We start from the raw sequence: 20,879 nt of genomic DNA, 5'->3' as shown, positions 1-20,879 counted from the left end.
GTACCGATTCCCAGGCAGCGGAGGAAGAACTACCCATGGACGTCACCGTGAGGCTCGCCATCAACGGACGGGTGGCGGAGTTGGAGCTGGACAACCGGGTGACCCTGCTCGACGCGGTGCGCGACCACCTGGACCTGACCGGTACGAAGAAGGGGTGCGACCAGGGCGCGTGCGGCGCGTGCACCGTCCTGCTCGACGGCAAGCGCGTGGTGTCGTGCCTGGTGCTGGCGGCGCAGTGCGACGGCCGGGAGGTGACGACCGTCGAGGGCCTCGGCGCGCGGGGGCGCAGGCACCCCGTCCAGGAGGCGTTCGTGCGCCACGACGCCTTCCAGTGCGGGTTCTGCACGTCCGGTCAGATCATGTCCGCGGTCGCGCTGCTCGACGAGGGCCGCGCCGGGTCGGACGAGGAGGTCCGCGAGTTCATGAGCGGCAACCTGTGCCGGTGCGGGGCGTACCCGAACATCGTCGCGGCGATCCGCGAGGTCGCGCGGGTGGACGGTGAGCGGCGGTGAGCGGGTTCGAGTACGTCCGCGCGGACGACCTCGACAGCGCGGTCGCCCTGGTGAGCGGTGACCCCGGTGCCGCCTACCTCGCGGGCGGGACGACGCAGCTCGACCTCGTGCTGAAGGACCGGGTCGTGCACCCGTCGCGCCTGGTCGACATCGGCAGGCTGCCGCTGCGCGGGACGACCCTCGACGGCGACCGGCTGCGGGTCGGCGCGCTGACCGCGATGGAGGAACTGGCCGCCGACCCCGTGCTGGCGGCCCGGCTGCCGTTCGTCCGGGAGGCGCTGCTGGCCGGGGCCTCCACCCAGCTGCGGAACATGGCCACGATCGGCGGGAACCTGCTCCAGCGCACCCGGTGCCGCTACTTCCGCGACCCGGACGTGCCCGCGTGCAACAAGCGCGCGCCGGGGTCGGGGTGCGCGGCGGTGACCGGCGCGGCGCGGATGCACGCCATCCTCGGCGCGAGCGCGAACTGCGTCGCGCTGCACGCGTCGGACCTGTGCGTGCCGCTGACGGCCCTCGACGCCCAGGTGCACGTCCAGGGCGTCGACGGACGGCGGGTCGTGCCGCTCACCCGGTTCTACGTGCTGCCGGGCGACCGGCCGGACGTCGAGAACGTGCTGGCGCACGGCGAGGTCGTCACGCACGTGGACCTGCCGCTGCTGCCCGCGGGCACGGCGTCGGGCTACCTGAAGGTGCGCGACCGCGCGTCCTACGAGTTCGCGCTCACCTCCGCCGCCGCGGCCCTGCTGGTCGTGGACGGCACGGTCGAGCGGGCCAGGGTCGCGCTGGGCGGTGTGGGCACCGTCCCCTGGCGGGCCGTGGAGGCGGAGGCGGTGCTGGTCGGCGCCCCCGCGAGCGTCGAGACGTTCCGGGCGGCCGCGGAGGCCGCGATCCACGACCCGTTCACGGTTCCGGGCACCGAGTTCAAGGTCGAGCTGGCCAAGCGCACGGTGGTGCGGGTCCTGTCGACGGTCTCGGGGGTGCGGTCGTGAGCGGTGGACTCGTCGGGCTCCCCCTGGACCGGGTCGACGGACCGGTCAAGGTCACCGGGGCCGCGCGGTACCCGTCGGACGTGTCGCTGCCCGGTCAGGCGCACGCCGCGCTGGTGCGCTCGACCGTCGGCGCGGGCCGGATCAGCCGGATCGACACCTCCGCCGCGCTGGCCGCGCCGGGCGTCCTCGCGGTGATCACGCACGAGAACGCGCCCGAGCTGGCCGACGCGCCCCCCACGGCGCTCGGGCCGCCGCCGCGCTTCCCGCTGGCCGACGACCGGATCGTCCACTTCGGACAGCACATCGCGGTCGTCGTCGCCGGGACGCCGCAGCGGGCGGCTGAGGCGACCCGACTGGTGGAGGTCGAGTACGAGCGGGTCGAACCCGTGCTGGGACTGGACAACCCGTCGGCCGCGGTCGAGCGGAACGCCTGGGGCGTGGAGGTCGACCACGGCGACGCCGAGGGCGCGCTGGCCACCGCCGAGGTCGTCCACGACGAGACGTTCACCACCGCCGCGGAGACCAACAACCCGCTGGGCCTGTTCGCCACGGTCGCCCAGTGGCGGGACGGCGGCCTCGTCGTCCACGACTCCACCCAGTGGCCGATGATGGCCCGCCGCACGCTCGCCGGGGTGTTCGGCCTCGCCGAGCGGGACGTGCGCGTGCTGGTGCCCTACCTGGGCGGCGGGTTCGGCGCTGGCCTGCGCACGTGGGCCCACACGATCCTGGCGGCGCTGGCCGCGCGGGTGGTGGACCGGCCGGTGAAGCTGGTGCTGACCCGCCCGCAGATGTTCACCTCGGTGGGCCACCGGGCGGAGTCGCGGCAGCGGCTGCGGATCGGCGCGACCGCCGACGGGAGGCTGCTCGCGATCGACCACGACTCCGTCGCGGCGCTCGGCGCGGAGGAGGCGAACTTCTCGGCGATCGTCATGGGCACGGCGCACGCCTACGACTGCGCGAACGTGGCCACGCACGACCGGCAGGTGCGGCTGAACATCCCGAACCCCGGTTTCCTCCGGGCCCCCGGCCACGCCGAGGCCAACTTCGCCGTCGAGTCCGCGCTCGACGAGCTGGCCCACCGGCTGCGCGTCGACCCGGTCGAGCTGCGGCTGCGCAACCACGCCGACGCGCACCCGCGGTCCGGTCTGCCGTGGTCGAGCAACGCGCTGCGGGAGTGCTACCGGGTCGGCGCCGAGCGCTTCGGCTGGTACGACCGCGACCCCGAGCCGCGCTCCACCCGCGACGGCGACCGGCTGGTCGGGTACGGCATGGCCGGGGTCACCTTCGGCTGGTACGCGGCGGCCTGCGAGGCCACCCTGTCGATCACCACCGCCGGGACGGCCGTGCTCCGCAGCGCCGCGACGGACGTCGGCACCGGCACGTACACCGTCTCCGCCCAGCTCACCGCCGAACTGCTCGGCCTCGGCGTGGACCAGGTCCGCGTCGAGATCGGCGACAGCGACCTGCCGCCCGCACCGCAGTCCGGCGGGTCGGGGCTGGCCGCCGCACTGTCCGGCGCTGTCCAGGCGGCGGCGGACAACCTGGTGCGGGCCTTCCTGGACCTCGTCGCCGACGACGGGGAGTCCCCGCTGCGCGGCAGGGGTCCGGACGAGGTCGGCGCCGCCGACGGGGGCCTGCACCTGCTGGCGGACCCCGGCACGGGCGAGAAGTACGCCGACGTCCTGGCGCGCCACGGGCTGGACGTCCTGACCGCGCACGGCGAGGTCGAGTTCACCGAGGCCGCGCGCACGTCGGGCCTGGCGGCGGCCGGGGCGTTCGCCGCCCACTTCGTCGAGGTGCACGTGGACGAGGACCTGGGCGTGCTGCGCGTCGCCCGCGTGGTGTCCGTCGTGGACGGAGGACGCATCCTCAACGCGAAGACGGCGCGGAGCCAGGTCGTCGGCGGCGTCGTGATGGGCATCGGCATGGCCCTGTTCGAGGACACGGTGTTCGACGCCGACACCGGCCGCGTGGCGAACGCGACCTTCGGCGACTACCTGGTGCCCGTCAACGCCGACGTGCCCGACATCGACGTCACGTTCGTCGGCGGGCCGGACCGCTTCAGCCCCACCGGGGTCAAGGGCATCGGCGAGGTCGGGCTCGTGGGCGTGGCCGCGGCCGTCGCCAACGCCGTGCACCACGCCACCGGCAGGCGGATCCGCGACCTCCCCATCACGATCGACAAGATGCTGTAGCCGCGCGGCCCGGCCACCCGAGCGGGGGTGGTCGGGCCGCTCACTCGAACGTCCGCAGCCTCATGCTGTTGGACACCACGAACACCGACGACAGCGCCATCGCCGCCCCGGCGATGAACGGGTTCAGCAGCCCCAGCGCCGCCACGGGCAGCGCGGCGACGTTGTACCCGAAGGCCCACACCAGGTTCTCCCGGATCACGCGCAGCGTCCGCCGGGCCAGCCGGATCGCGTCGGGCACGGCGTCCAGGCCCTCCCGCACCAGGATCACGTCGGCGGCGGCCAGCGCCACGTCCGTCCCGGCGCCCACCGCCAGCCCCAGGTCGGCGGCGGCCAGCGCGGGCCCGTCGTTCACGCCGTCCCCGACCACGGCGACCCGGTGCCCGGCGGCCCGCAACGACCGGACCAGCGCGACCTTGCCCTCCGGCAGGACGGCGGCGTGGACCTCGTCCACCCCGATCGCGTCCGCGACGCACCGGGCCGCGCCCTCGTTGTCCCCGGTGACCAGCACGGGCCGAACCCCCAGCGCCCGCAGCGACCGCACGGCCGCGTCGGCACCGGGCTTCACCTGGTCGCTCAGCGCGACCAGCCCCTCGACCCGCCCGTCCCACCCCACGACGACGACCGTCCACCCGGCCGACTCCCACCCCGCGGCCACCGCCGAGACCTCGGCGGGGAACACCCACCCGTCGAACAGCGACGCCCGGCCGACCACCACCTCGCGCCCCTCGACCACCCCGACGGCCCCCAGCCCCGGCAGCGCCCGGAACCCGGACACCGGGGGGAGCGGGGCACCGGCCGCGGCCACGACCGCCCGCGCGATCGAGTGCGAGGACGCGGCCTCCACCGCGCCGGCCGCGCGCAGCACGTCACCGAGGACCTCCCGCACCACCATCCGCCCGGTGGTCACCGTCCCGGTCTTGTCCAGCAGCACCACGTCCACCCCTCGGGTGGCCTCCAGCGCCCGCGGCCCCCGGATCAGGATCCCCATCCGCGCGCCGCGGCCGGTGGCCACCAGCAGCGCGGTGGGCGTGGCGAGCCCCAGCGCGCACGGGCAGGCGATGATCAGCACGGCCAGCGCCGCGCCGAACGAGTCCACGCCGGGGTTCCCGAGCAGCAGCCAGGCGACCAGCGTGAGCAGCGCCAGCACCAGCACCACCGGGACGAACACGGCCGACACCCGGTCCGCCAGCCGCTGGGCGCGGGAGTCGCCGGACTGGGCCTCCTCCACCACCTTCGCCATCCTGGCCAGGTAGGAGTCCGCGCCCACCCCGGTGGCCCTGACCACCACCCGGCCGTCGAGCGCGATCGTGCCGCCGACGACCGCGGCCCCCGCCTCGACCTCGACGGGCAGCGACTCGCCGGTCATCATGCTCACGTCCACAGTGGAGCGTCCGTCCTCCACCACCCCGTCCGCCGCGATCCGCTCGCCCGGCCGGACCACGAACAGCGCCCCGACGGCCAGGTGCTCCACCGGCAGCCGCACCTCCACGCCGTCCCGCAGGACCGCCACGGAGGACGCCCCCAGCAGCGACAGCGCCCGCAGCGCGTCACCGGCCGTCCGCTTGGCCCGCGCCTCGAAGTACCGCCCCGCCAACAGGAACGTCGTCACCCCGGCCGCGGTCTCCAGGTAGATGCCCCGCCCACCGCCGAACAGCCCGACCAGCGACCACCCGAACGCGCACAGCACCCCCAGCGACACCAGCGTGTCCATCGACGCGCCCCCGTGCCGCAGGTTCCGCGCGGCCGCCCGGTGGAACGGCCACGCCGACCACGTCACGACCGGCAGCGCGAGCGCCAGGCACACCCACTGCCAGCCGGGGAACCGCGCGCCGGGCACCAGCGACACCACCAGCGACAGGTCCCCCAGGGGGAACGTGAGCACCACGGCCACCACCAGCCGCCGCCACAGCGCCCGGCTGGGGTCCGGCGGCGGGGCCGACACCGGCGAGGCGGTGTACCCGGCGTCGGCGACGACCTCGACCAGGCGCGACAGGTCCACATCGGACGGAGCCGTCACGGTGGCCCGCTCGGTGGCGTAGTTGACCACGGCGACCACCCCGTTCACCCGATTGAGTTTCCGTGAGACCCTCGACGCGCAGGCCGCGCAGGTCATCCCCCCGATCGCCAACTCGACCTGCCGGGTCGTGCTTTCCTGGATGGTGTCCACGGTGGTGCCTTCGGGTTCGCCGGTCGGGTCCACCACAGGTCGGGTGCGGACCCGCCGGAGTTCCCCGGAACTTCGGGCGCCGTCGGGCCGACCGGTGGGGGTAGGCGAGAACAGGAGAGCGGGAAAGCAGATGAGCAGCAAGAACGCCACGCGGAAGCGTGGCAGCAAGGCCGTGGCGCAGGCCAGGGGAGCCGGGGGCAACCGGGTCGCGGTCATCGCGGGTGTGGTGGTCGTGGCGGTGCTCGCGGCCGTCGTGGTCGGTGCCGTGATCTTCTCCGGCAAGGAGGAGGCCGCCCAGACGAGGGGCACCGGGATCCCCGTCGTCTCGGCGGGCCTGTCGGGCGTGCCCGCGGTGCTGGAGGAGCGGACCGGCACGGTCGTGCTCGGCAAGGCCGGGGCTCCGGTCGTGGTCGACGTCTACGAGGACTTCCTGTGCCCGATCTGCGGCACGTTCGAGGAGCAGTACGACGAGCAGATCGACGAGGCGCTGACCAGCGGGAAGATCAAGGTGCGCTACCACGTCGTGAACCTGCTCGACGCGCAGTCGAAGCCCGCGGGCTACTCGCTGCTGTCGGCGAGCGCCGCGCTGTCGGTGGCGAAGAACAGCCCCGACAGGTTCGCCGACTTCCACGCCAGCCTCTTCGCCGCCCAGCCGCGCGAGGGCGGTCCCGGTTACACCGCGGACCAGATCGTCGCGCTGGGCAAGGACCTCCAGGTGGGCGGCAGCTTCGAGCAGGACGTCCGGGGCGGCGCGTTCGACGAGGCCGTGAAGACCGCGTACAAGGCGGCGAGCACGGATCCCGCGTTGCAGCGCACCCAGGGCGGCCAGTCCTACTTCGGCACGCCGACGGTGGCCAGCGGCGGCGCGCTCGTGGACATCTCGAACGCGAACTGGCTCGCGGACCTGGTCGGGTGACGGGCCGGGAGGCCCGTCACCCCCGACGGGCCTCCGCGAGGCTCGCCAGCATCGCGTTGTAGGCGGCCAGGTCGTCGTCGGAGTGCCGGTCGGACCGGCGGGCCTCCCGGTCGTCCGCCCGCGACCACTGCACCAGCAGGGCGATCACCACCACCAGCATCGGCAGCTCGCCGGACGCCCAGGTGATGCCGCCGCCGAGGCGCTGGTCCGCCAGGAGGTCCGCGACCCACGGCAGGTCCAGCGAGCGGTAGAAGTTCGCGCCGATGACCTCTCGCGCGGACATGAGCACCACGCCGAAGAACGCGTGGAAGGGCATGACCGCGAACAGCATCCCGAGCCTGCCCAGGTGCGGCAGCCTGCGCGGACCGGGGTCGATGCCGATCACCGTCCAGTAGAACAGGTAGCCGGTCACCAGGAAGTGCGTGTTCATCAGGACGTGCGCCCAGTGGAACGGCAGCGCGGCGCCGAACAGCGGTGACAGGTACAGCCCGTAGTAGGAGCCGACCAGCAGCACGCACGCCACCGCGGGCGTCGTGAGCACCCGCGACACCCGGCAGTGCAGCAGCGCGAGCAGCCACTCGCGCGGACCGTGCTCACCCGTCGGCAGCGCCCGCAGCGCGAGGGTCACCGGTCCGCCGAGCACCAGCAGCACCGGTGCCGTCATGGTCAACGCCATGTGCGCCACCATGTGCACGCTGAACACGCCCGGCGCGTACCGGCCGATCGCCGACGACGTGGCGAGCAGCAGGACCGCGCAGCCCAGCAGCCACGCCGTCGTGCGCCCGACCGGCCAGGCGTCGCCCCGGCGGCGCAGCACCCGCACGCCCACCAGGTACCCCGCCGCCAGCACCAGCGCCGCCGTGCCGAGCACGAGGTCGAACCGGACCGAGAACGGGTCGAACGGCGTCGACAGGTCGTAGCCGATCAGCGTGTCCACCGCCGTCGCCGGGTCGGCGAAGAACTCCGGCGGCGGCTGCCGGGCCAGACCGACGGACACGCCGACGCTCACCGCCAGCAGGGCGAGGTCGACGCCCGCCAGGTGCACCGGGCGGGTCGCGCGGCGGCGCAGCGCCACGGCCACCAGCCCGAGCGCCGCGAGCAGCAGCACCTTGCCCAGCAGCAGCCCGCCGTACAGCGTCGTCAGCAGGTCGGCGGGAGCCACCAGCACGAGGCCCTGCACGACGCCGGAGAGGGCCAGCACACCCCAGCAGGCCGCGGCCACCGCGCGGTAGCGGCGGCGGGCGAGGTCGGCGTGCCCGGTACCGCGCCGGACGTGCGCGAGCAGCACCACCAGCGTGCCGAGCCACACCGCCGCCGCCACCACGTGCGCCGCCGCCGCGTTCGACGCGAGGTCGTGGTCCTCGCCGACGGACGCGTGACCGGTGACGACCGGGGGAAGCAGCGCGAACACCGCCCCGGCCAGCAGGGCCACCGCGGTCGGCCAGGTGAGCGCCACCCGGCAGCCCACGGCGACCACCAGCACCACCGCCGCCGTGACGGCCCAGGCCTTCGGACCCTCCAGCGCGGCGAGCAGTGCACCGTCCACTTCGGACAGAGGTTGGCCGGACGCGTCCGCGACGCCCAGCGGCACCAGGGCGACCGCCGCGGCGCACCACGCGGTCGCGGCCCGTCCCGCGGTGCGCAGCGCCGCGTACCCGCCGACGTCGAGCACCCCGGATCGGCCCGGTGGCACCAGGAAGGCGGCGAACACCAGCGCCCCGACGCACAGCGCGCCCGTGGCGTCGGCCACCAGCCGCGCCACGGCCGTGGCGTACCGGACGAGCGCCCCCGGATCGCTGTCGCCGAGCGCGGCGTGCCCGTCGCCGCCGATCACCGCGACCACCACGACGACCACGGCCGCCGCCGCGAACCAACCCGAAGCCCTGAACAGTGCGCGCACGACAACCGGTCGAGGGCGGGGGCCCGCCGGTTCCGGACTGTGACCACGCGCACCACGAGGGGGAGTGGCAGGATGCAGTCGTGGACGTACGCGCGAGGAACAACGTCGTGGTGAAGGGTCGCGAGGACGGACCGGTGCTCGTGCTCGCCCACGGCTTCGGCTGCGACCAGAACCTCTGGCGGCTCGTGGTCCCCGCGCTGGGCGAGCACTTCAGGGTGGTGCTGTTCGACCACGTCGGGGCAGGCCGGTCGGACCTCGCGGCCTGGGACGAGCGCCGGTACTCCTCGCTCGACGGGTACGCCGAGGACGTGGTGGGGGTCTGCCGCGACCTGGGGGCGGGCCCGGTCGTGCTGGTGGGGCACTCGGTGAGCGCCATGATCGGCGTGCTGGCCGCGGTCGCGGAGCCGGAGCTGTTCTCCGGGCTGGTGCTGCTCACCCCGTCGCCCCGCTACGTCGACGAGGGCGACTACCGCGGCGGGTTCAGCGCGGCGGACATCGACGAGCTGCTGGACTCGCTGGACAGCAACTACCTGGGCTGGTCCGCCGCGATGGCCCCGGTGATCATGGGCAACCCGGACCGCCCCGAGCTGGGTGAGGAGCTGGAGAACAGCTTCTGCCGGACGGACCCGCGCATCGCGCGGGTGTTCGCGCGCACCACGTTCCTGTCGGACAACCGGGCCGACCTGGAGCGCGTGACCGTGCCGACGCTGGTCGTCCAGTGCGCCCACGACGCCATCGCGCCACCGGAGGTCGGGGCGTTCGTCCACGACCGGATCCGCGGCAGCGAGCTGGTCACGCTGGACGCGACCGGGCACTGCCCGCAGCTCAGCGCGCCGGAGGCGACCGCCGCGGCGATCATCCCCTTCGCCGTGAGAGCGAGCGGATGACCGGGGAGCCCACCACGGCGCTGCCGCGCGAGAGCCTGGAGGACCTCTACGAGAACGCTCCGTGCGGGTACCTGTCCACGTCGCTGGACGGGCGGATCGCGCGGGTCAACGCGACGCTGCTGTCCTGGCTCGGCTACTCCCGCGAGGAGGTCGTCGGCCGTCGCCGGTTCACCGACCTGCTGACCGTCGGCGGCCGGATCTACCACGAGACGCACTTCGCGCCGCTGCTGCGGATGCAGGGCGAGATCGGCGGGGTCGCGCTGGAGCTGGTCGCCGCCGACGGGCGCAGGCTGCCCGTGCTGGCCACGTCCGTGGTCCGCCGCGACGAGGACGGCGAGCCGGTGGTGATCCGGACGACCCTGTTCGACGCCCGCGACCGCCGGACCTACGAGCAGGAGCTGCTGCGGGCCCGCCGGGAGGCCGACCGCGAGCGGGACCGGTACCAGCGGCTCGCCACGACCCTCCAGCGGTCGCTGCTGCCGCCCGCCCTGGCCCACGTGCCGGGGGTGGAGGTGGCCGCGTACTACCACCCGGCGTCCGTCGACGAGGTCGGCGGCGACTTCTACGACCTGTTCCCGCTGGCCCAGGACCGGTGGGGGCTGTTCCTCGGCGACGTGTGCGGCAAGGGAGCAGGGGCCGCGGCGGTGACGTCGATCGCCCGCTACACGCTGCGGGCCGCCGCCGTGCACGACTCCGATCCCCGCGCCGTGCTGCGCACGCTGGACACCGTGCTGCGGCAGGAGGACGGCCGCCGGTTCTGCACGGTGGTGTTCGGCGTGCTCACGCGCACCGCCGACGGCTGCACCGTCGCGCTGGCCGGTGGCGGGCACCCCCCGGCGCTGCTGCTGCGCGCGGACGGCACGGCGCACCCGCAGGACCTCGTCGGCGGCCAACTGGTGGGCGTGCTGCCGGACGCCCGCTTCGTGGCCCGCACCGTGACCCTGGGGCCGGGCGACACGCTGCTGTTCTACACCGACGGCCTCACCGAGGCGCGGATCGCCGCCGACCGCTCCCGCTACGGCGACGAGGCGCTGCTGGACTTCGCCGCCGCCATCGCCCCGATGGGCTCGGCGGACACCGTGAAGGCGGTCCGCGGGCTGCTGACCGGGTTCGGCACCGGGCTGGACGACGACACCGCCGTGCTGGCGCTGGGCGTGCCGCCGGTCAGCGGTGCCTGACCTCGGCCTTCGGCACGCCGTCCACGCAGCGCAGCCGGACCTCCACCCTGGCGCGGCCGGAGAAGAACCTGATCGACGGGTGGTGGGCACCGGGGTCGGGCCGCGTCTGGAAGCCCTGGGCGGGCATGGCGGAGACGACCTCGACCTCGCCGCCGGTGCAGCGGGCGATGATCGACCCGCCGGGGCTGGTCAGGACCACCGGCTCGACGGCCGTCGCGGTGGTGGTCGTCGTCGGGGCCGGTGCGGACGAGGACGTGGTCGGCGGGGTGGGGGCGGCGGGCGTCGCCGACAGCCGCGCGTCCACCTCGGCCTGGCTGAGCGGCTCCTGGCCCGCGCCGACGATGCCGCTGCCGATCGCGTCCACGGCGGTCGTCCCGACGACCGTCGCGGCTCCGAGCGCGACCGCCCAGGCGAGCACCACCGTGAGCGCTCGGGTGCGGCCGGACCAGTGACGGGACACCGGACCAGTAAACCGCCCCCGCCCGTTAAGGCGCTCCTAACGGACTCCTAAGGCACCCGCGCGGGGGCACCGGGTGCCCTACCGTTCCGGGCATGGCACAGGTGCTGCTGATCGAGGACGACCCGAGGATCCGCACCGCGCTCATCCGCGGGCTCTCCGACCGCGGCCACGCCGTGACCTGGGCGCCGACCGCGCTCGCGGGCCTGGAGCGGGCCGTCGGCGACCGCCCGGACCTCGTGGTGCTCGACCTCGGGCTGCCCGACCTGGACGGCGTCACCGTGCTGCGGATGCTGCGCGGGGTGAGCCGGGTGCCGGTCGTCGTCGCGACGGCGCGGGACGGCGAGGACGAGATCGTCGCGGTGCTCGACGCGGGCGCGGACGACTACCTGGTCAAGCCGTTCGGCGCGGCGCAGCTCGACGCCCGCGTCCGGGCGGTGCTCCGGCGCGGCGGCGAGCACACCGAGGACGGCGCGGTCGTGGTCGGCGGGCTGCGGATCGACCCGAGGTCGCGCCGGGCGAGCCTGGACGGCCGCGCGCTCGACCTGACGCCCCGCGAGTTCGACCTGCTGCTCTACCTGGCCAACCGCGCGGGCGAGGTGGTCGGCAAGCGCGAGCTGCTGACCGAGGTGTGGCGGCTGCCCTACGGGGGCCCGGACAAGACGGTCGACGTCCACCTGTCCTGGCTGCGCCGCAAGCTCGGCGAGACCGCGCAGGACGTCCGCTACCTGCACGCCGTGCGCGGGGTCGGGGTTCGGCTCAGCGCGCCGGGGGAGTGACCGCCCGTGCGACGACGGGTGCTGCTGCTGGTCGGCGCGACCACCTCGCTGGTGCTGGTGGCGTTCCTGCTGCCGCTGGCGCTGCTGATCCGCGACGTGGCCGCCGACCGGGCCGTGCAGGCGGCGACCGTGCGGGCGCAGTCGCTCAGCGCGCTGGTCGCCACCACCGACGCCGCCGCGCTGTCGCTGAGCGTGCGGCAGGTCGACACCGACGCCACGGTCTTCCTGGCCGACGGCAGCACGCTGGGCGCGACCGCGCGGCGCACCTCGCTGGTGGAGCTGGCCTTCCGCGGCACCAGCGCGACCGGTGACGTGCCCGGCGGCCGGGAGATCGTGTTCGCGGTGGCGGGCCCCACCGGCACGATCGGGGTGATCCGCACGTTCGTGCCCGACGCGCGGCTCACGGCCGGGGTCGACCGGGCGTGGCTGCTGCTGGTCGGCCTCGCCGTGGCGCTGCTCGCGGTCAGCCTCGTGGTCGCCGACCGGCTGGCGAGGTCGCTGGTGCGGGCCACCATCTCGCTGGCCGCCGTGTCGCACCGGCTGGCGCGCGGTGAGCTGGACGCCAGGGCCGATCCGGACGCGCCGGGGGAGATCGGCGTCGTGGCGACCGCGCTCAACGGGCTCGCGGGCCGCATCGCCGACCTGCTGCGCGAGGAGCGGGAGACCATCGCCGACCTGTCCCACCGGGTGCGGACCCCGCTGATGGCGCTGCGGCTGGACGCCGAGGCGCTGGGCGACCCCGCCGACGCCGACCGCATCGGGGCGGGCGTCGACGCGGTGCAGCGGGCCGTGACCCAGGTGATCGAGCAGGCCCGGCGGCGCGGTGTCGACCCGGCGGGCGGCTGCGACGCCGCCGAGGTGGTGCGGGAGCGGGTCGCGTTCTGGCTCGTGCTCGCCGAGGACACCGACCGCGGGGTCGGCGTGGACGTGCCGGAGGGGCCGCTCCCGGTCGCCGTCGCGAAGGCCGACCTCGAAGCGGGCGTGGACGCGCTGCTGGGCAACGTGTTCGCGCACACCCCGGACGGCACGGACTTCCGCGTCGCGCTGCTGGCCCGTGAGGACGGCGGGGCCAGGCTGGAGGTGGCCGACGCCGGGCCGGGGACCGACGCCGCCGCCGTGCGTCGCGGGAGCAGCGGGTCGGGGTCCAGCGGGCTGGGGCTCGACATCGTGCGGCGCACCGCGGAGCAGGCGGGCGGCGGGCTGCGGATCGGCCCGTCGGAGCACGGTGGTCTGCTCGTGACCGTCGACCTCGGACCGCCCCCTTAGGAACCCGTTAACCCCGCGGCAGCGCGCCGCTAGGCCTCCGCCCGGCACCGTCGCTCCTGTCCAGCCACAACGGAAAGGGGCCGATCGTGTCGAACTGGAACAGGGCCGCCCTCGTGGGCGGAACGCTCGCGCTGCTGGTGACCGCGGGGACCGCGGCGGCGGCCTTCACGGGCTCCGACGGCACCGTCGCGACCACCGGCGGGACGTCCACCTCGGTCAGGTCGACCACCGCGTCGGCGCCGCCGTCCACGTCGACCTCCTCCGCCGCCCCGTCCCCGTCGGCCGCCGCGGGGCTGACGGCGGAGGAGGCGGAGCGGAAGGCGCTCGACGAGGTGGGCGGGGGGCGCGTGGAGCGCTCCGAACGGGAGTGGGAGCACGGCCGGTGGGTGTGGCACGTGCGGATCGAGGGGCAGGACGGACGCCGCCACGACGTGCGGGTCGACGAGGAGACCGGGGAGGTGTGCGCGGACGGACGGCCCCACGGCCCCGGTCGTGGTCACGGTTCCGGCCGGTGGGGTCGAGGCGGTCGCGGTCACTAGTCCGCCGCGGCGGAAGGCCTGGCCAACGGGCCTTCCGCCGCACTTCTGGTCTACAAAGGATGGTCCTTCCGGTCGTCACCGGTCGTTCGATCACCCTGGTGGCGGTTGTCCCGGTCGTGCGACGATTGCACCTTGCGAGCCTTCGCACGAAAGGTGTCGGCCGCGCCACGACCTGGGGGTTTCGGCGCCGACCGCGGAACCGGTGGACGAGGTGGCGACAGCGCGGGACAAGGTTGAACTACGGGGAGTACGCCTGCTCACCAGCGCGTTCGCCTGGATGGGCGGGCTCGCACTGCTGGCGGCGCTCGTCGGCACGGGGCAGGGGCCGCTGCACCACCCGCTGGTGGCGCTCGCGGTCGTGGTGCTCACGACGTGGGTGGTGAGCCCGGACGGCGACGCGTGGTGGGTGGCCGTCGCGGAGGGCGTGGTCGCGGTGTCGGCGTTCCTCGCGCTGCCCGGCCCGCAGCCGGTGATCGGGTTCCTCTTCGGCGTGACCGTCCGGCGGTCGCTGCGCGGCGGGACGGCGTGGTTCCCGCTCAAGGCGACACCCGCGCTGCTGGGGTACGTGGTCGGGCTCGGCGCGGCCATCGGGCTGGGTCTCGACTCGCAGCCGCACGGCATCGACGCGCTGGTGGGCAGCCTCATGCCGCTCGTGGGCCTGGTGATCGGCTCGGGGGCGCTGTACAAGGTCGTGGGCGCGGCCGAGGCCGCCGACTCCGCCCACCTGACCCTCTCGGCGGTCGTGCAGGCCAGCCCCGTCGGCCTGGTGCTGCTCGGCCGCGACGGCGTGCCGCGGCTGCACAACGACCGCGCGCGGGCCCTGCTCGACTGGTCGGAGCCGGGCGCGGTGCCGTGCCCCCACGGCCCCGACATCACCGCCTGCGACCACGGCTGCCGCACCGCGTCGGACCCGGTGGAGGTCCGGGTCGGCCGGACCGGGGTGCTCGCGCTGCACCCCACGCCCGTCGACCCGGACCGCACGCTGGTCGCCGTGGTGGACGTGAGCGCCCGGTCCCGCCGCGAGGAGGCGCTGCGCACCCGTTCCGAGCGCGACGAGCTGACCGGGCTCGTCGGCCGCGCGCACTTCCTGCACCTCGTCGACCAGGCCGTGCCCGGCGACGGCGGCCCCGTCGGCCTGCTGGTCATCGACCTCGACCAGTTCAAGGAGATCAACGACACCGAGGGCCACGAGGCCGGTGACGAGTACCTGGTGTCGGCCGCCGACCGCATCCACTCGGCCGTCGGCCCCGGCGCGGTCGCCGCGCGGATAGGGGGTGACGAGTTCGCCGTCCTCGCCCCCGGCCACGACACCGCCGCCGGCGTCCGGCTCGCCGACCGGATCCTCGACGCGCTGGCCGAGCCGCTGTCCGCGTTCGGCTACGAGCTGGTGATCCGCGCCAGCGTCGGGATCGCGGTGGCCGAGCGCGACGGCGTCGCGGCCGACCTGCTGCGCGACGCCGACACCGCCATGTACGTCGCCAAGCGCGAGGGCGGCGCCCGCCACCGGCTGTTCCACCCGGAGATGGGCGAGCAGGCGCTGGCGCGGCAGCGCGACAAGGTCGACCTGCGCGCCGCCATCGACAGCGGCCAGCTCGTCCTGCACTACCAGCCGATCGTGGACCTGGCGAGCGGTCGCGTGACCGGCGCCGAAGCGCTCGTCCGCTGGCAGCGCCCCGGCCACGGCCTGCTGAGCCCGGTCGAGTTCATCGGGCTCGCCGAGGAGACCGGCCTCATCGTGCCGCTGGGCAACCGCGTGCTGCTCGACGCCTGCGAGCAGGCCGTGCGCTGGCAGGAGCGGTCCATCGGCGTCACGGTCAACGTGTCCACCCGCCAGCTCTCCCAGGCGGGTTTCCTCGACACCCTCGACCAGGTGCTCACCACGACCGGCCTGCGCCCCGGCGGGCTGACGATCGAGGTCACCGAGTCGGTGTGGGCCGACGAGGTCGCCATGCGCACCCTGATGGCCGTCCGCGACGCGGGCGTGCGCGTGGCGCTGGACGACTTCGGCACCGGCTACTCGTCGCTGAGCTACCTCCAGCGCTACCCGTTCGACGTCGTGAAGATCGACAAGTCGTTCACCGCGGAACTGGGCGAGTCCGGCCGCACGGCGGGCGTCGTCCGCTGCATCATCGACCTGACGAGGGTCCTGGGCGCGGTGGCGGTCGCCGAGGGCATCGAAACCCCCTCCCAGGCCGAGTGGCTGAGGGCGGCGGGCTGCGACTACGCGCAGGGGTACCTGTTCGGCAAGCCGGACGTGGCGGAGAACTGGGACGTGCAGCCGTCGGTGGTGTGGGCGGCGGAGCGGGAGTGACCGCGGACCGGGCTCCTGACCTCCGCCGGGCCCGGTCGCGCGCGGGACTAGGGCGTGACCGGTGCGTTGGTCAGGCCCTTCACCGCCCCGGTCACGGTGTTCGAGGCGTGGACGACGTCGGGCATCGCCGCGCGCTTCGACACCGGCGTGACGTCGACGGCGTACTGGCCGACGCCGCCGAGGTCGGACCGGTCGTTCCGCCACGCGGTGCCGCACCCGTGGGGCAGCGCGGGCGTGCCGGTGGCGGTCGAGGTGACCGCGCGGCCCGGCGTCCACTACCGCGGGCGGGCGACCACGGTGATGAAGAAGTCGTCGATGTGCTGAATGGCCGTCACGAACGCGTCGAAGTCGACCGGTTTGGTCACGAACGCGTTCGCGTGCAGCTGGTAGCTGCGCAGCACGTCCTCCTCGGCGCCGGACGTCGTCAGCACGACCACCGGGATGCGGCGGAGGTCCGCGTCCTGCTTGATCTCCGAGAGGACCTCGTGGCCCGCCATGCGGGGGAGGTTGAGGTCCAGCAGGATCAGGTCGGGCCGGGGCGCGTCCGCGTACTCGCCCTCCTTGCGCAGGAACGCCAGCGCCTCGACGCCGTCGCGCACCTGGTGCAGCCGGTTGACGATGCGGTGGCGCTCGAACGCCTCCTCGGTGATGAGGGCGTCGCCGGGGTCGTCCTCGATCAGGAGGACGTCGATCGCCGGTGCGGCGGGAACCATCACGGCGGCGTCCATTCCTGGGATCGGCACGAGCCTGTGGGGGCCATCGTGCCACGTCGGGGTGGTCCGTGACGGTCGTGGCTCACCCCGGTCCCTCCCGTCGCGACCGCTCCAGCACCTCGTTGGCCCGCAACGCTTCGGCGAGCTGGTCCTCCAGGGCGACGATCCGGCACGCGGCGTCGACCGCTGTGCCCCGGTCCAGCAGTTCCCTGACGCGGCCCGCGAGCTCCAGCTGGTAGCGGGAGTAGCGGCGGTGGCCGCCCTCGGACCGCTGCGGGGTGATGAGTCCCGCGCTGTCCAGGCTGCGCAGGAAGACCTGGGTCACGCCGAGGATCTCGGCGGCGCGGCCCATCGAGTAGGCCGGGTAGTCCTCGTCGTCGAACCTGCTGTTCGCGTCCTGGTCGGGTGTGCCGGGTGTCGGGTCCATAGGGCCTTTCCGAGTGGCGCGGGAGCGTAGCTCAACCCGCTGGAAAACAAACTCTATGCGGATCGTCGATCAATGTCTACTATCGCCGCTGTAGATTTCCGGGACGAGGCCCCAGGGCCACCCAGGCGAGGAGAGATCGTCATGCGCACGGTTCCCGGACAGGACCCCGACGCGGGCGTCTCGTGGCTGGGCGTGGACCACCGGGAGGAGCGGGGAGCGGTGGTGGTCGCCGTCGCGGGCGAGGTCGACGTGGTCACGGTGCCGGACCTGGAGGAGCGGATCGACGCGGTCGTGCGGGAGGACCTTCCGCTCGTCCTCGACCTGGCGGGCGTGACGTTCCTCGACTCGACCGGGCTCAGCGCGCTGGTGCGCTGCCACCGGCGGGGGCTGCTCGGCGGCGGGTTCCGCCTCGTCGTCGCGAACCGCGCGGTGTCGCGACCGCTCGAACTCACCGCGCTGGACGACCTGCTGGAGGTCTACCCGACGCTGGAGGCCGCGCTGGAGGGCTGACGGCACCATTGGGTCCACAGTGGACTGATGGGTCTCGTCGTCCGGCGGGCGCGGCGGTCCGGGTCGGTCTTTCCCGTTGTCCGCGAACGGGACCAGACCTCTGCCGCAAGTGGTCCGGTGTGCCCGTTCGGGCAGAAACTTGCTCGGAACGCAATCGAGTCGGTCGATCGGCCGAAGCCGCCCCCGCTCTTTGGTACCGTGTGATAACCCCGTTTTCGTCGGGGGGTGACGCGCCGTGAGCGGCGAGGAGGCCGGTAGTTGACGGGACGCGGTGCCGCGCTGGTGCGCTTCACCGTGCTGGGGCCCGTCCGGGCGTGGCGGGACGACGTCGAGATCGATCTGGGCGCACCGCAGCAGCGCCTCGTGCTGGCGTTCCTGCTGGCGCGCGGGGGTAGACCGGTGGGTCTGGGCGAACTCGTCGACCTGCTCTGGGACGAGAACGCGCCGAGCAGCGCGGTCAACGTGGTGCACCGGTCCGTCGGGCTGCTGCGCCGGATGCTGGAGCCGGGTCTGCCGCCGAGGGCCGCGGGCGCCTGGCTGCTCCGCAAGGCCGGGGGCTACCAGCTCGGGGTCGACGAGGACTCGCTGGACCTGCTGCGGTTCCGGGCGCTGGCCGCCGAGGCCGGGCGGTTGGCCGCCGCCGGTGACCACGCCGCCGCGGTGCCGCTGTTCGCCCGCGCCTTCGCGCTGTGGCGGGGCCGCAGCGCCGAGGGGCTCGTCGCCGGGTCGCGCGCGCTCGCGCTGTTCGCCGCGATCGACAACGAGCGGCTCGCACTGGCCAGGACCGCCGCCGAGACCGCGCGCAAGGCCGGGATGGCCGAGGAGCTGCTGCCCGCCCTGCGGTCCGTCGCGGCGCGGGCCAGGCTGGACGAGGCGCTCCAGGCCCAGGTCATGCTGCTGCTCGCCGCGGCGGGCCACCAGGCGGAGGCGCTGGGGATCTACCAGACCGTGCGCACGCGCCTGTCCGGGGAGCTGGGCATCGGACCCGGTCCCGCGCTGCGCGAGGCGCACCAGCGGGTCCTGGCGCAGGAGGTCGCGCCCGTCGTGCGGGCACCCGCGCGGTCCGAGGCGCCGTCGGTGTTCCGCGTCGGCATCCGGCCCGCCCAGTTGCCCGCCGACCTGCCCTCGTTCAGCGGTCGCCGCCCGGAGCTGGAGGCGCTGCGCGCGCTGGTGCCCGAGGACCCGGCCGCCTCGCCGTCCACGGTGATCTGCGCGATCGACGGGATGCCCGGCACCGGGAAGACCACCCTCGCGGTGCACTTCGCGCACGCGGTGTCCGAGCTGTACCCCGACGGGCAGCTGTACGTGAACCTGCGCGGGTTCGACCGCAGCGGAGCGGTGCTGGACCCCGGCGAGGCGCTGCGCGGGTTCCTGGGCGCGCTCGACGTGCCGCCGACCAGGATGCCGTCCACCGTGGACGAGCAGACGGGCCTGTACCGCAGCCTCACTGCGGGCAGGCGGATGCTCGTGGTGCTGGACAACGCGCGCGACGCCAACCAGGTCCGCCCCCTGCTGCCCGGCTCGGCGACCTGCCTGGTGGTCATCACCAGCCGCGACAGGCTGACCGGGCTGATGGCGACCGACGGGGCGCACCTCGTGTCGCTCGACGTGCTGGGCGCCGCGGAGGCGAGGGAGAACCTGGTGCGCCGGATCGGCGCCCGCCGGGTCGGCGCGGAACCGCACGCGGTCGACGACGTGGTCCGGTTCTGCGCGGGCCTGCCGCTCGCGCTCAGCCTCGTCGCCGCGCGGGCCGCCGCCCGCCCGGAGTTCCCGCTGGCCGCGATCGCCGACGAGCTGAAGGACAGCGAGGGCAGCCTGGACGCCTTCGACGACGGCAGCAGCGGCGACGTGCGGACCGTCTTCTCCTGGTCGTACCGGATGCTCGGCGAGCGCGCCGCGCGGCTGTTCCGCCTGCTGTCGCTGCACCCCGGACCGGACGTCTCGCTCGCCGCCGCCGCGAGCCTGCTCGGCGCGGACGCCAGGGAGACCCGCCGCCTGCTGTACGAACTCGTCCGCGGCAGGCTGGTCACCGAGCACGTGCCGCGCCGGTACGCCGCCCACGAGCTCATCCAGGTGTACGCCGCCGAGCTGAGCCGGGAGCTGGACTCCGACTCGGACCGCGCGGAGGCGCTCGACCGGTTGCTCGACCACTACCGGCAGACCGCGCACCGGGCCAACGTGCTGCTCAGGCCGAGGATGATCCCGGAGAGCCCCGGCGAACCGCTGCCCGGCGTGCGCCCGGAGCCCGTCGAGGACGACGACCGGGCGACCCGCTGGATGGCCGCCGAGCACCAGGTGCTCATGGCCGTCGTCCGGCACACCGCCACGACGGGCCGTCCCGCCTACGCCAGGGGTCTCGCCCTGTCGATGCAGCAGTACCTCCAGTACCAGGGCCTGTGGCACGAGTGGGACTCGATCATGTCCGTCGTGGTGGCCGTGTCCGAGATCGAGGGCGACCAGCTCGGCCGCGCCCTCGCCATGCGCAGCCTCGCCGGGGCCCGCCACTACCTCGACCGGCCCGCCGAGGCCATCGCGCTGCTCAACCGCACCCAGGAGATCTTCCGCCTCCTCGGGCTGACCTACGAGCAGGCCCACGTGCACAGCGGGCTCGGGTCGATCCTCTCCCGCGGCCGCAGGCTCGCGGAGGCCGCCCACCACCACGAGCTGGCCCTCGCGCTCTACGCGGAGGCGGGCGACCTGCACGGCCAGGCGAACTCGTTGCAGGGCATCGCCTGGGCCCGCAGCCACCTCGGGGAGCACGGCGAGGCCGTCGCGCTGGCCAGGAAGGCCATGACGATCTTCCGGGAGCTGGAGGACGGCAACGGCGAGGGCAACTGCTGGGTCGTGCTGGCCGAGTCCTACCGGCTGCGCGGCCGGTTCGACCGGGCCATCGCGTACCGGCGGCGGGCCGTCGAGCTGTACCGGAAGGCGAACATCCCGGTGTACGAGGCCGAGGAGCTGGTGGAGCTCGGCGACACGATGATGGAGGCGGGGGACCGGTCCGGGGCGCGGGAGGCGTGGCTGCGGGCGCTGGCGATCCTGGAGGAGCTCAAGCTCCCCTCCGTCCGGCTGATCACGAACCGGCTGCTCGACCAGCACCAGCCCGCGGGCTGACGCACCCCGTCCCACCGCT

Annotated in this window: 18 protein-coding genes; 13 read left to right on the top strand and 5 right to left on the bottom strand. The window is 74.6% G+C overall.

Annotated features, from left to right (window positions below; translation table 11 throughout):
• Positions 1 to 35 precede the first annotated feature (35 nt).
• The 3 genes from AC156L_RS00840 to AC156L_RS00830 are packed head-to-tail and all read left to right on the top strand — an operon-like array spanning position 36 to position 3,696.
• Entirely contained in the window at positions 36 to 512 is a 477-nt protein-coding gene (locus tag AC156L_RS00840) for a (2Fe-2S)-binding protein (protein ID WP_330881336.1), read from the top strand.
• Positions 509 to 1,501: an FAD binding domain-containing protein gene (locus AC156L_RS00835; RefSeq protein ID WP_330881334.1), complete on the top strand. Its 993-nt coding sequence runs from the start codon at positions 509 to 511 to the stop codon at positions 1,499 to 1,501. The genes AC156L_RS00840 and AC156L_RS00835 overlap by 4 nt, the downstream gene beginning before the upstream one ends.
• Positions 1,498 to 3,696 carry a xanthine dehydrogenase family protein molybdopterin-binding subunit gene (locus AC156L_RS00830; protein WP_330881332.1) on the top strand — a complete coding sequence of 733 codons (2,199 nt, stop codon included), beginning with the start codon at positions 1,498 to 1,500 and terminating at the stop codon, positions 3,694 to 3,696. The genes AC156L_RS00835 and AC156L_RS00830 overlap by 4 nt, the downstream gene beginning before the upstream one ends.
• 40 nt (positions 3,697 to 3,736) lie before the next feature.
• On the opposite strand, the gene AC156L_RS00825 is transcribed toward AC156L_RS00830, so the two are convergent.
• On the bottom strand, positions 3,737 to 5,863 hold the full coding sequence (locus tag AC156L_RS00825; RefSeq protein WP_330881330.1) for a heavy metal translocating P-type ATPase: 2,127 nt from the start codon (positions 5,861 to 5,863) through the stop codon (positions 3,737 to 3,739).
• Between the two features lie 130 nt (positions 5,864 to 5,993).
• On the opposite strand from AC156L_RS00825, the gene AC156L_RS00820 reads away from it, so the two are divergent.
• On the top strand, positions 5,994 to 6,779 hold the full coding sequence (locus tag AC156L_RS00820) for a DsbA family protein (RefSeq protein WP_330881328.1): 786 nt from the start codon (positions 5,994 to 5,996) through the stop codon (positions 6,777 to 6,779).
• Between the two features lie 16 nt (positions 6,780 to 6,795).
• Here the strand turns inward: AC156L_RS00820 and AC156L_RS00815 are convergent, their stop codons facing one another.
• Positions 6,796 to 8,679, bottom strand: coding sequence for a cytochrome c oxidase assembly protein (locus tag AC156L_RS00815; protein ID WP_330881326.1), 1,884 nt, complete (start codon positions 8,677 to 8,679; stop codon positions 6,796 to 6,798).
• 80 nt (positions 8,680 to 8,759) lie between these two features.
• Here AC156L_RS00815 and AC156L_RS00810 point away from each other — a divergent pair, with 80 nt between their 5' ends.
• Positions 8,760 to 9,566, top strand: coding sequence for an alpha/beta fold hydrolase (locus AC156L_RS00810; protein ID WP_330881324.1), 807 nt, complete (start codon positions 8,760 to 8,762; stop codon positions 9,564 to 9,566).
• The gene (locus AC156L_RS00805; RefSeq protein WP_330881322.1) at positions 9,563 to 10,744 is read left to right on the top strand and encodes a PP2C family protein-serine/threonine phosphatase; all 1,182 of its coding nucleotides are present in this window, start codon (positions 9,563 to 9,565) and stop codon (positions 10,742 to 10,744) included. The genes AC156L_RS00810 and AC156L_RS00805 overlap by 4 nt, the downstream gene beginning before the upstream one ends.
• On the opposite strand, the gene AC156L_RS00800 is transcribed toward AC156L_RS00805, so the two are convergent.
• Positions 10,731 to 11,204, bottom strand: coding sequence for a hypothetical protein (locus AC156L_RS00800; protein WP_330881320.1), 474 nt, complete (start codon positions 11,202 to 11,204; stop codon positions 10,731 to 10,733). The two genes, AC156L_RS00805 and AC156L_RS00800, sit on opposite strands and share 14 nt — an antisense overlap.
• A 92-nt stretch (positions 11,205 to 11,296) precedes the next feature.
• Between AC156L_RS00800 and AC156L_RS00795 the strand changes: the two genes are divergently transcribed.
• The 5 genes from AC156L_RS00795 to AC156L_RS00775 all read left to right on the top strand — a co-directional run bounded on the left by AC156L_RS00795 (position 11,297) and on the right by AC156L_RS00775 (position 16,420).
• Positions 11,297 to 11,980: a response regulator transcription factor gene (locus AC156L_RS00795; protein ID WP_330881317.1), complete on the top strand. Its 684-nt coding sequence runs from the start codon at positions 11,297 to 11,299 to the stop codon at positions 11,978 to 11,980.
• A gap of 6 nt (positions 11,981 to 11,986) precedes the next feature.
• Positions 11,987 to 13,246 carry a sensor histidine kinase gene (locus AC156L_RS00790; protein ID WP_330881315.1) on the top strand — a complete coding sequence of 420 codons (1,260 nt, stop codon included), beginning with the start codon at positions 11,987 to 11,989 and terminating at the stop codon, positions 13,244 to 13,246.
• Positions 13,247 to 13,332: 86 nt separating this feature from the next.
• Positions 13,333 to 13,785, top strand: a complete 453-nt coding sequence (locus AC156L_RS00785) for a PepSY domain-containing protein (RefSeq protein WP_484406508.1) — start codon at positions 13,333 to 13,335, stop codon at positions 13,783 to 13,785.
• 211 nt (positions 13,786 to 13,996) lie between these two features.
• On the top strand, positions 13,997 to 16,096 hold the full coding sequence (locus AC156L_RS00780) for a putative bifunctional diguanylate cyclase/phosphodiesterase (RefSeq protein WP_330881312.1): 2,100 nt from the start codon (positions 13,997 to 13,999) through the stop codon (positions 16,094 to 16,096).
• A 54-nt stretch (positions 16,097 to 16,150) separates the two neighbouring features.
• The gene (locus AC156L_RS00775; RefSeq protein WP_330881310.1) at positions 16,151 to 16,420 is read left to right on the top strand and encodes a hypothetical protein; all 270 of its coding nucleotides are present in this window, start codon (positions 16,151 to 16,153) and stop codon (positions 16,418 to 16,420) included.
• Here the strand turns inward: AC156L_RS00775 and AC156L_RS00770 are convergent.
• Together AC156L_RS00770 and AC156L_RS00765 are read right to left on the bottom strand one after the other, a co-directional pair.
• Complete coding sequence (locus AC156L_RS00770; RefSeq protein ID WP_330881308.1) at positions 16,372 to 16,824, bottom strand: response regulator; 453 nt, start codon at positions 16,822 to 16,824, stop codon at positions 16,372 to 16,374. The genes AC156L_RS00775 and AC156L_RS00770 overlap by 49 nt on opposite strands.
• A 67-nt stretch (positions 16,825 to 16,891) precedes the next feature.
• A complete protein-coding gene (locus tag AC156L_RS00765; protein ID WP_330881306.1) occupies positions 16,892 to 17,236 on the bottom strand; it encodes a helix-turn-helix domain-containing protein in 345 nt (114 codons plus the stop codon).
• Between the two features lie 141 nt (positions 17,237 to 17,377).
• On the opposite strand from AC156L_RS00765, the gene AC156L_RS00760 reads away from it, so the two are divergent.
• Together AC156L_RS00760 and AC156L_RS00755 are read left to right on the top strand one after the other, a co-directional pair.
• Entirely contained in the window at positions 17,378 to 17,746 is a 369-nt protein-coding gene (locus AC156L_RS00760) for an STAS domain-containing protein (protein WP_330881304.1), read from the top strand.
• A gap of 258 nt (positions 17,747 to 18,004) precedes the next feature.
• Entirely contained in the window at positions 18,005 to 20,860 is a 2,856-nt protein-coding gene (locus tag AC156L_RS00755) for an AfsR/SARP family transcriptional regulator (RefSeq protein WP_330881302.1), read from the top strand.
• Positions 20,861 to 20,879: the final 19 nt, after the last annotated feature.

It is taken from the genome of Umezawaea sp. (assembly GCF_057122925.1).
Note: the sequence above shows the minus strand (reverse complement) of the source record. Positions and strands in the feature narration are given on the sequence as shown.

Coding starts and splice junctions, on each gene's coding strand:
- AC156L_RS00840 (WP_330881336.1), top strand. CDS start 36: ATGGACGTCACCGTGAGGCTCGCCATCAACGGACGGGTGGCGGAGTTG.
- AC156L_RS00820 (WP_330881328.1), top strand. CDS start 5,994: ATGAGCAGCAAGAACGCCACGCGGAAGCGTGGCAGCAAGGCCGTGGCG.
- AC156L_RS00805 (WP_330881322.1), top strand. CDS start 9,563: ATGACCGGGGAGCCCACCACGGCGCTGCCGCGCGAGAGCCTGGAGGAC.
- AC156L_RS00795 (WP_330881317.1), top strand. CDS start 11,297: ATGGCACAGGTGCTGCTGATCGAGGACGACCCGAGGATCCGCACCGCG.
- AC156L_RS00770 (WP_330881308.1), bottom strand. CDS start 16,824: ATGGACGCCGCCGTGATGGTTCCCGCCGCACCGGCGATCGACGTCCTC.
- AC156L_RS00765 (WP_330881306.1), bottom strand. CDS start 17,236: ATGGACCCGACACCCGGCACACCCGACCAGGACGCGAACAGCAGGTTC.
- AC156L_RS00760 (WP_330881304.1), top strand. CDS start 17,378: ATGCGCACGGTTCCCGGACAGGACCCCGACGCGGGCGTCTCGTGGCTG.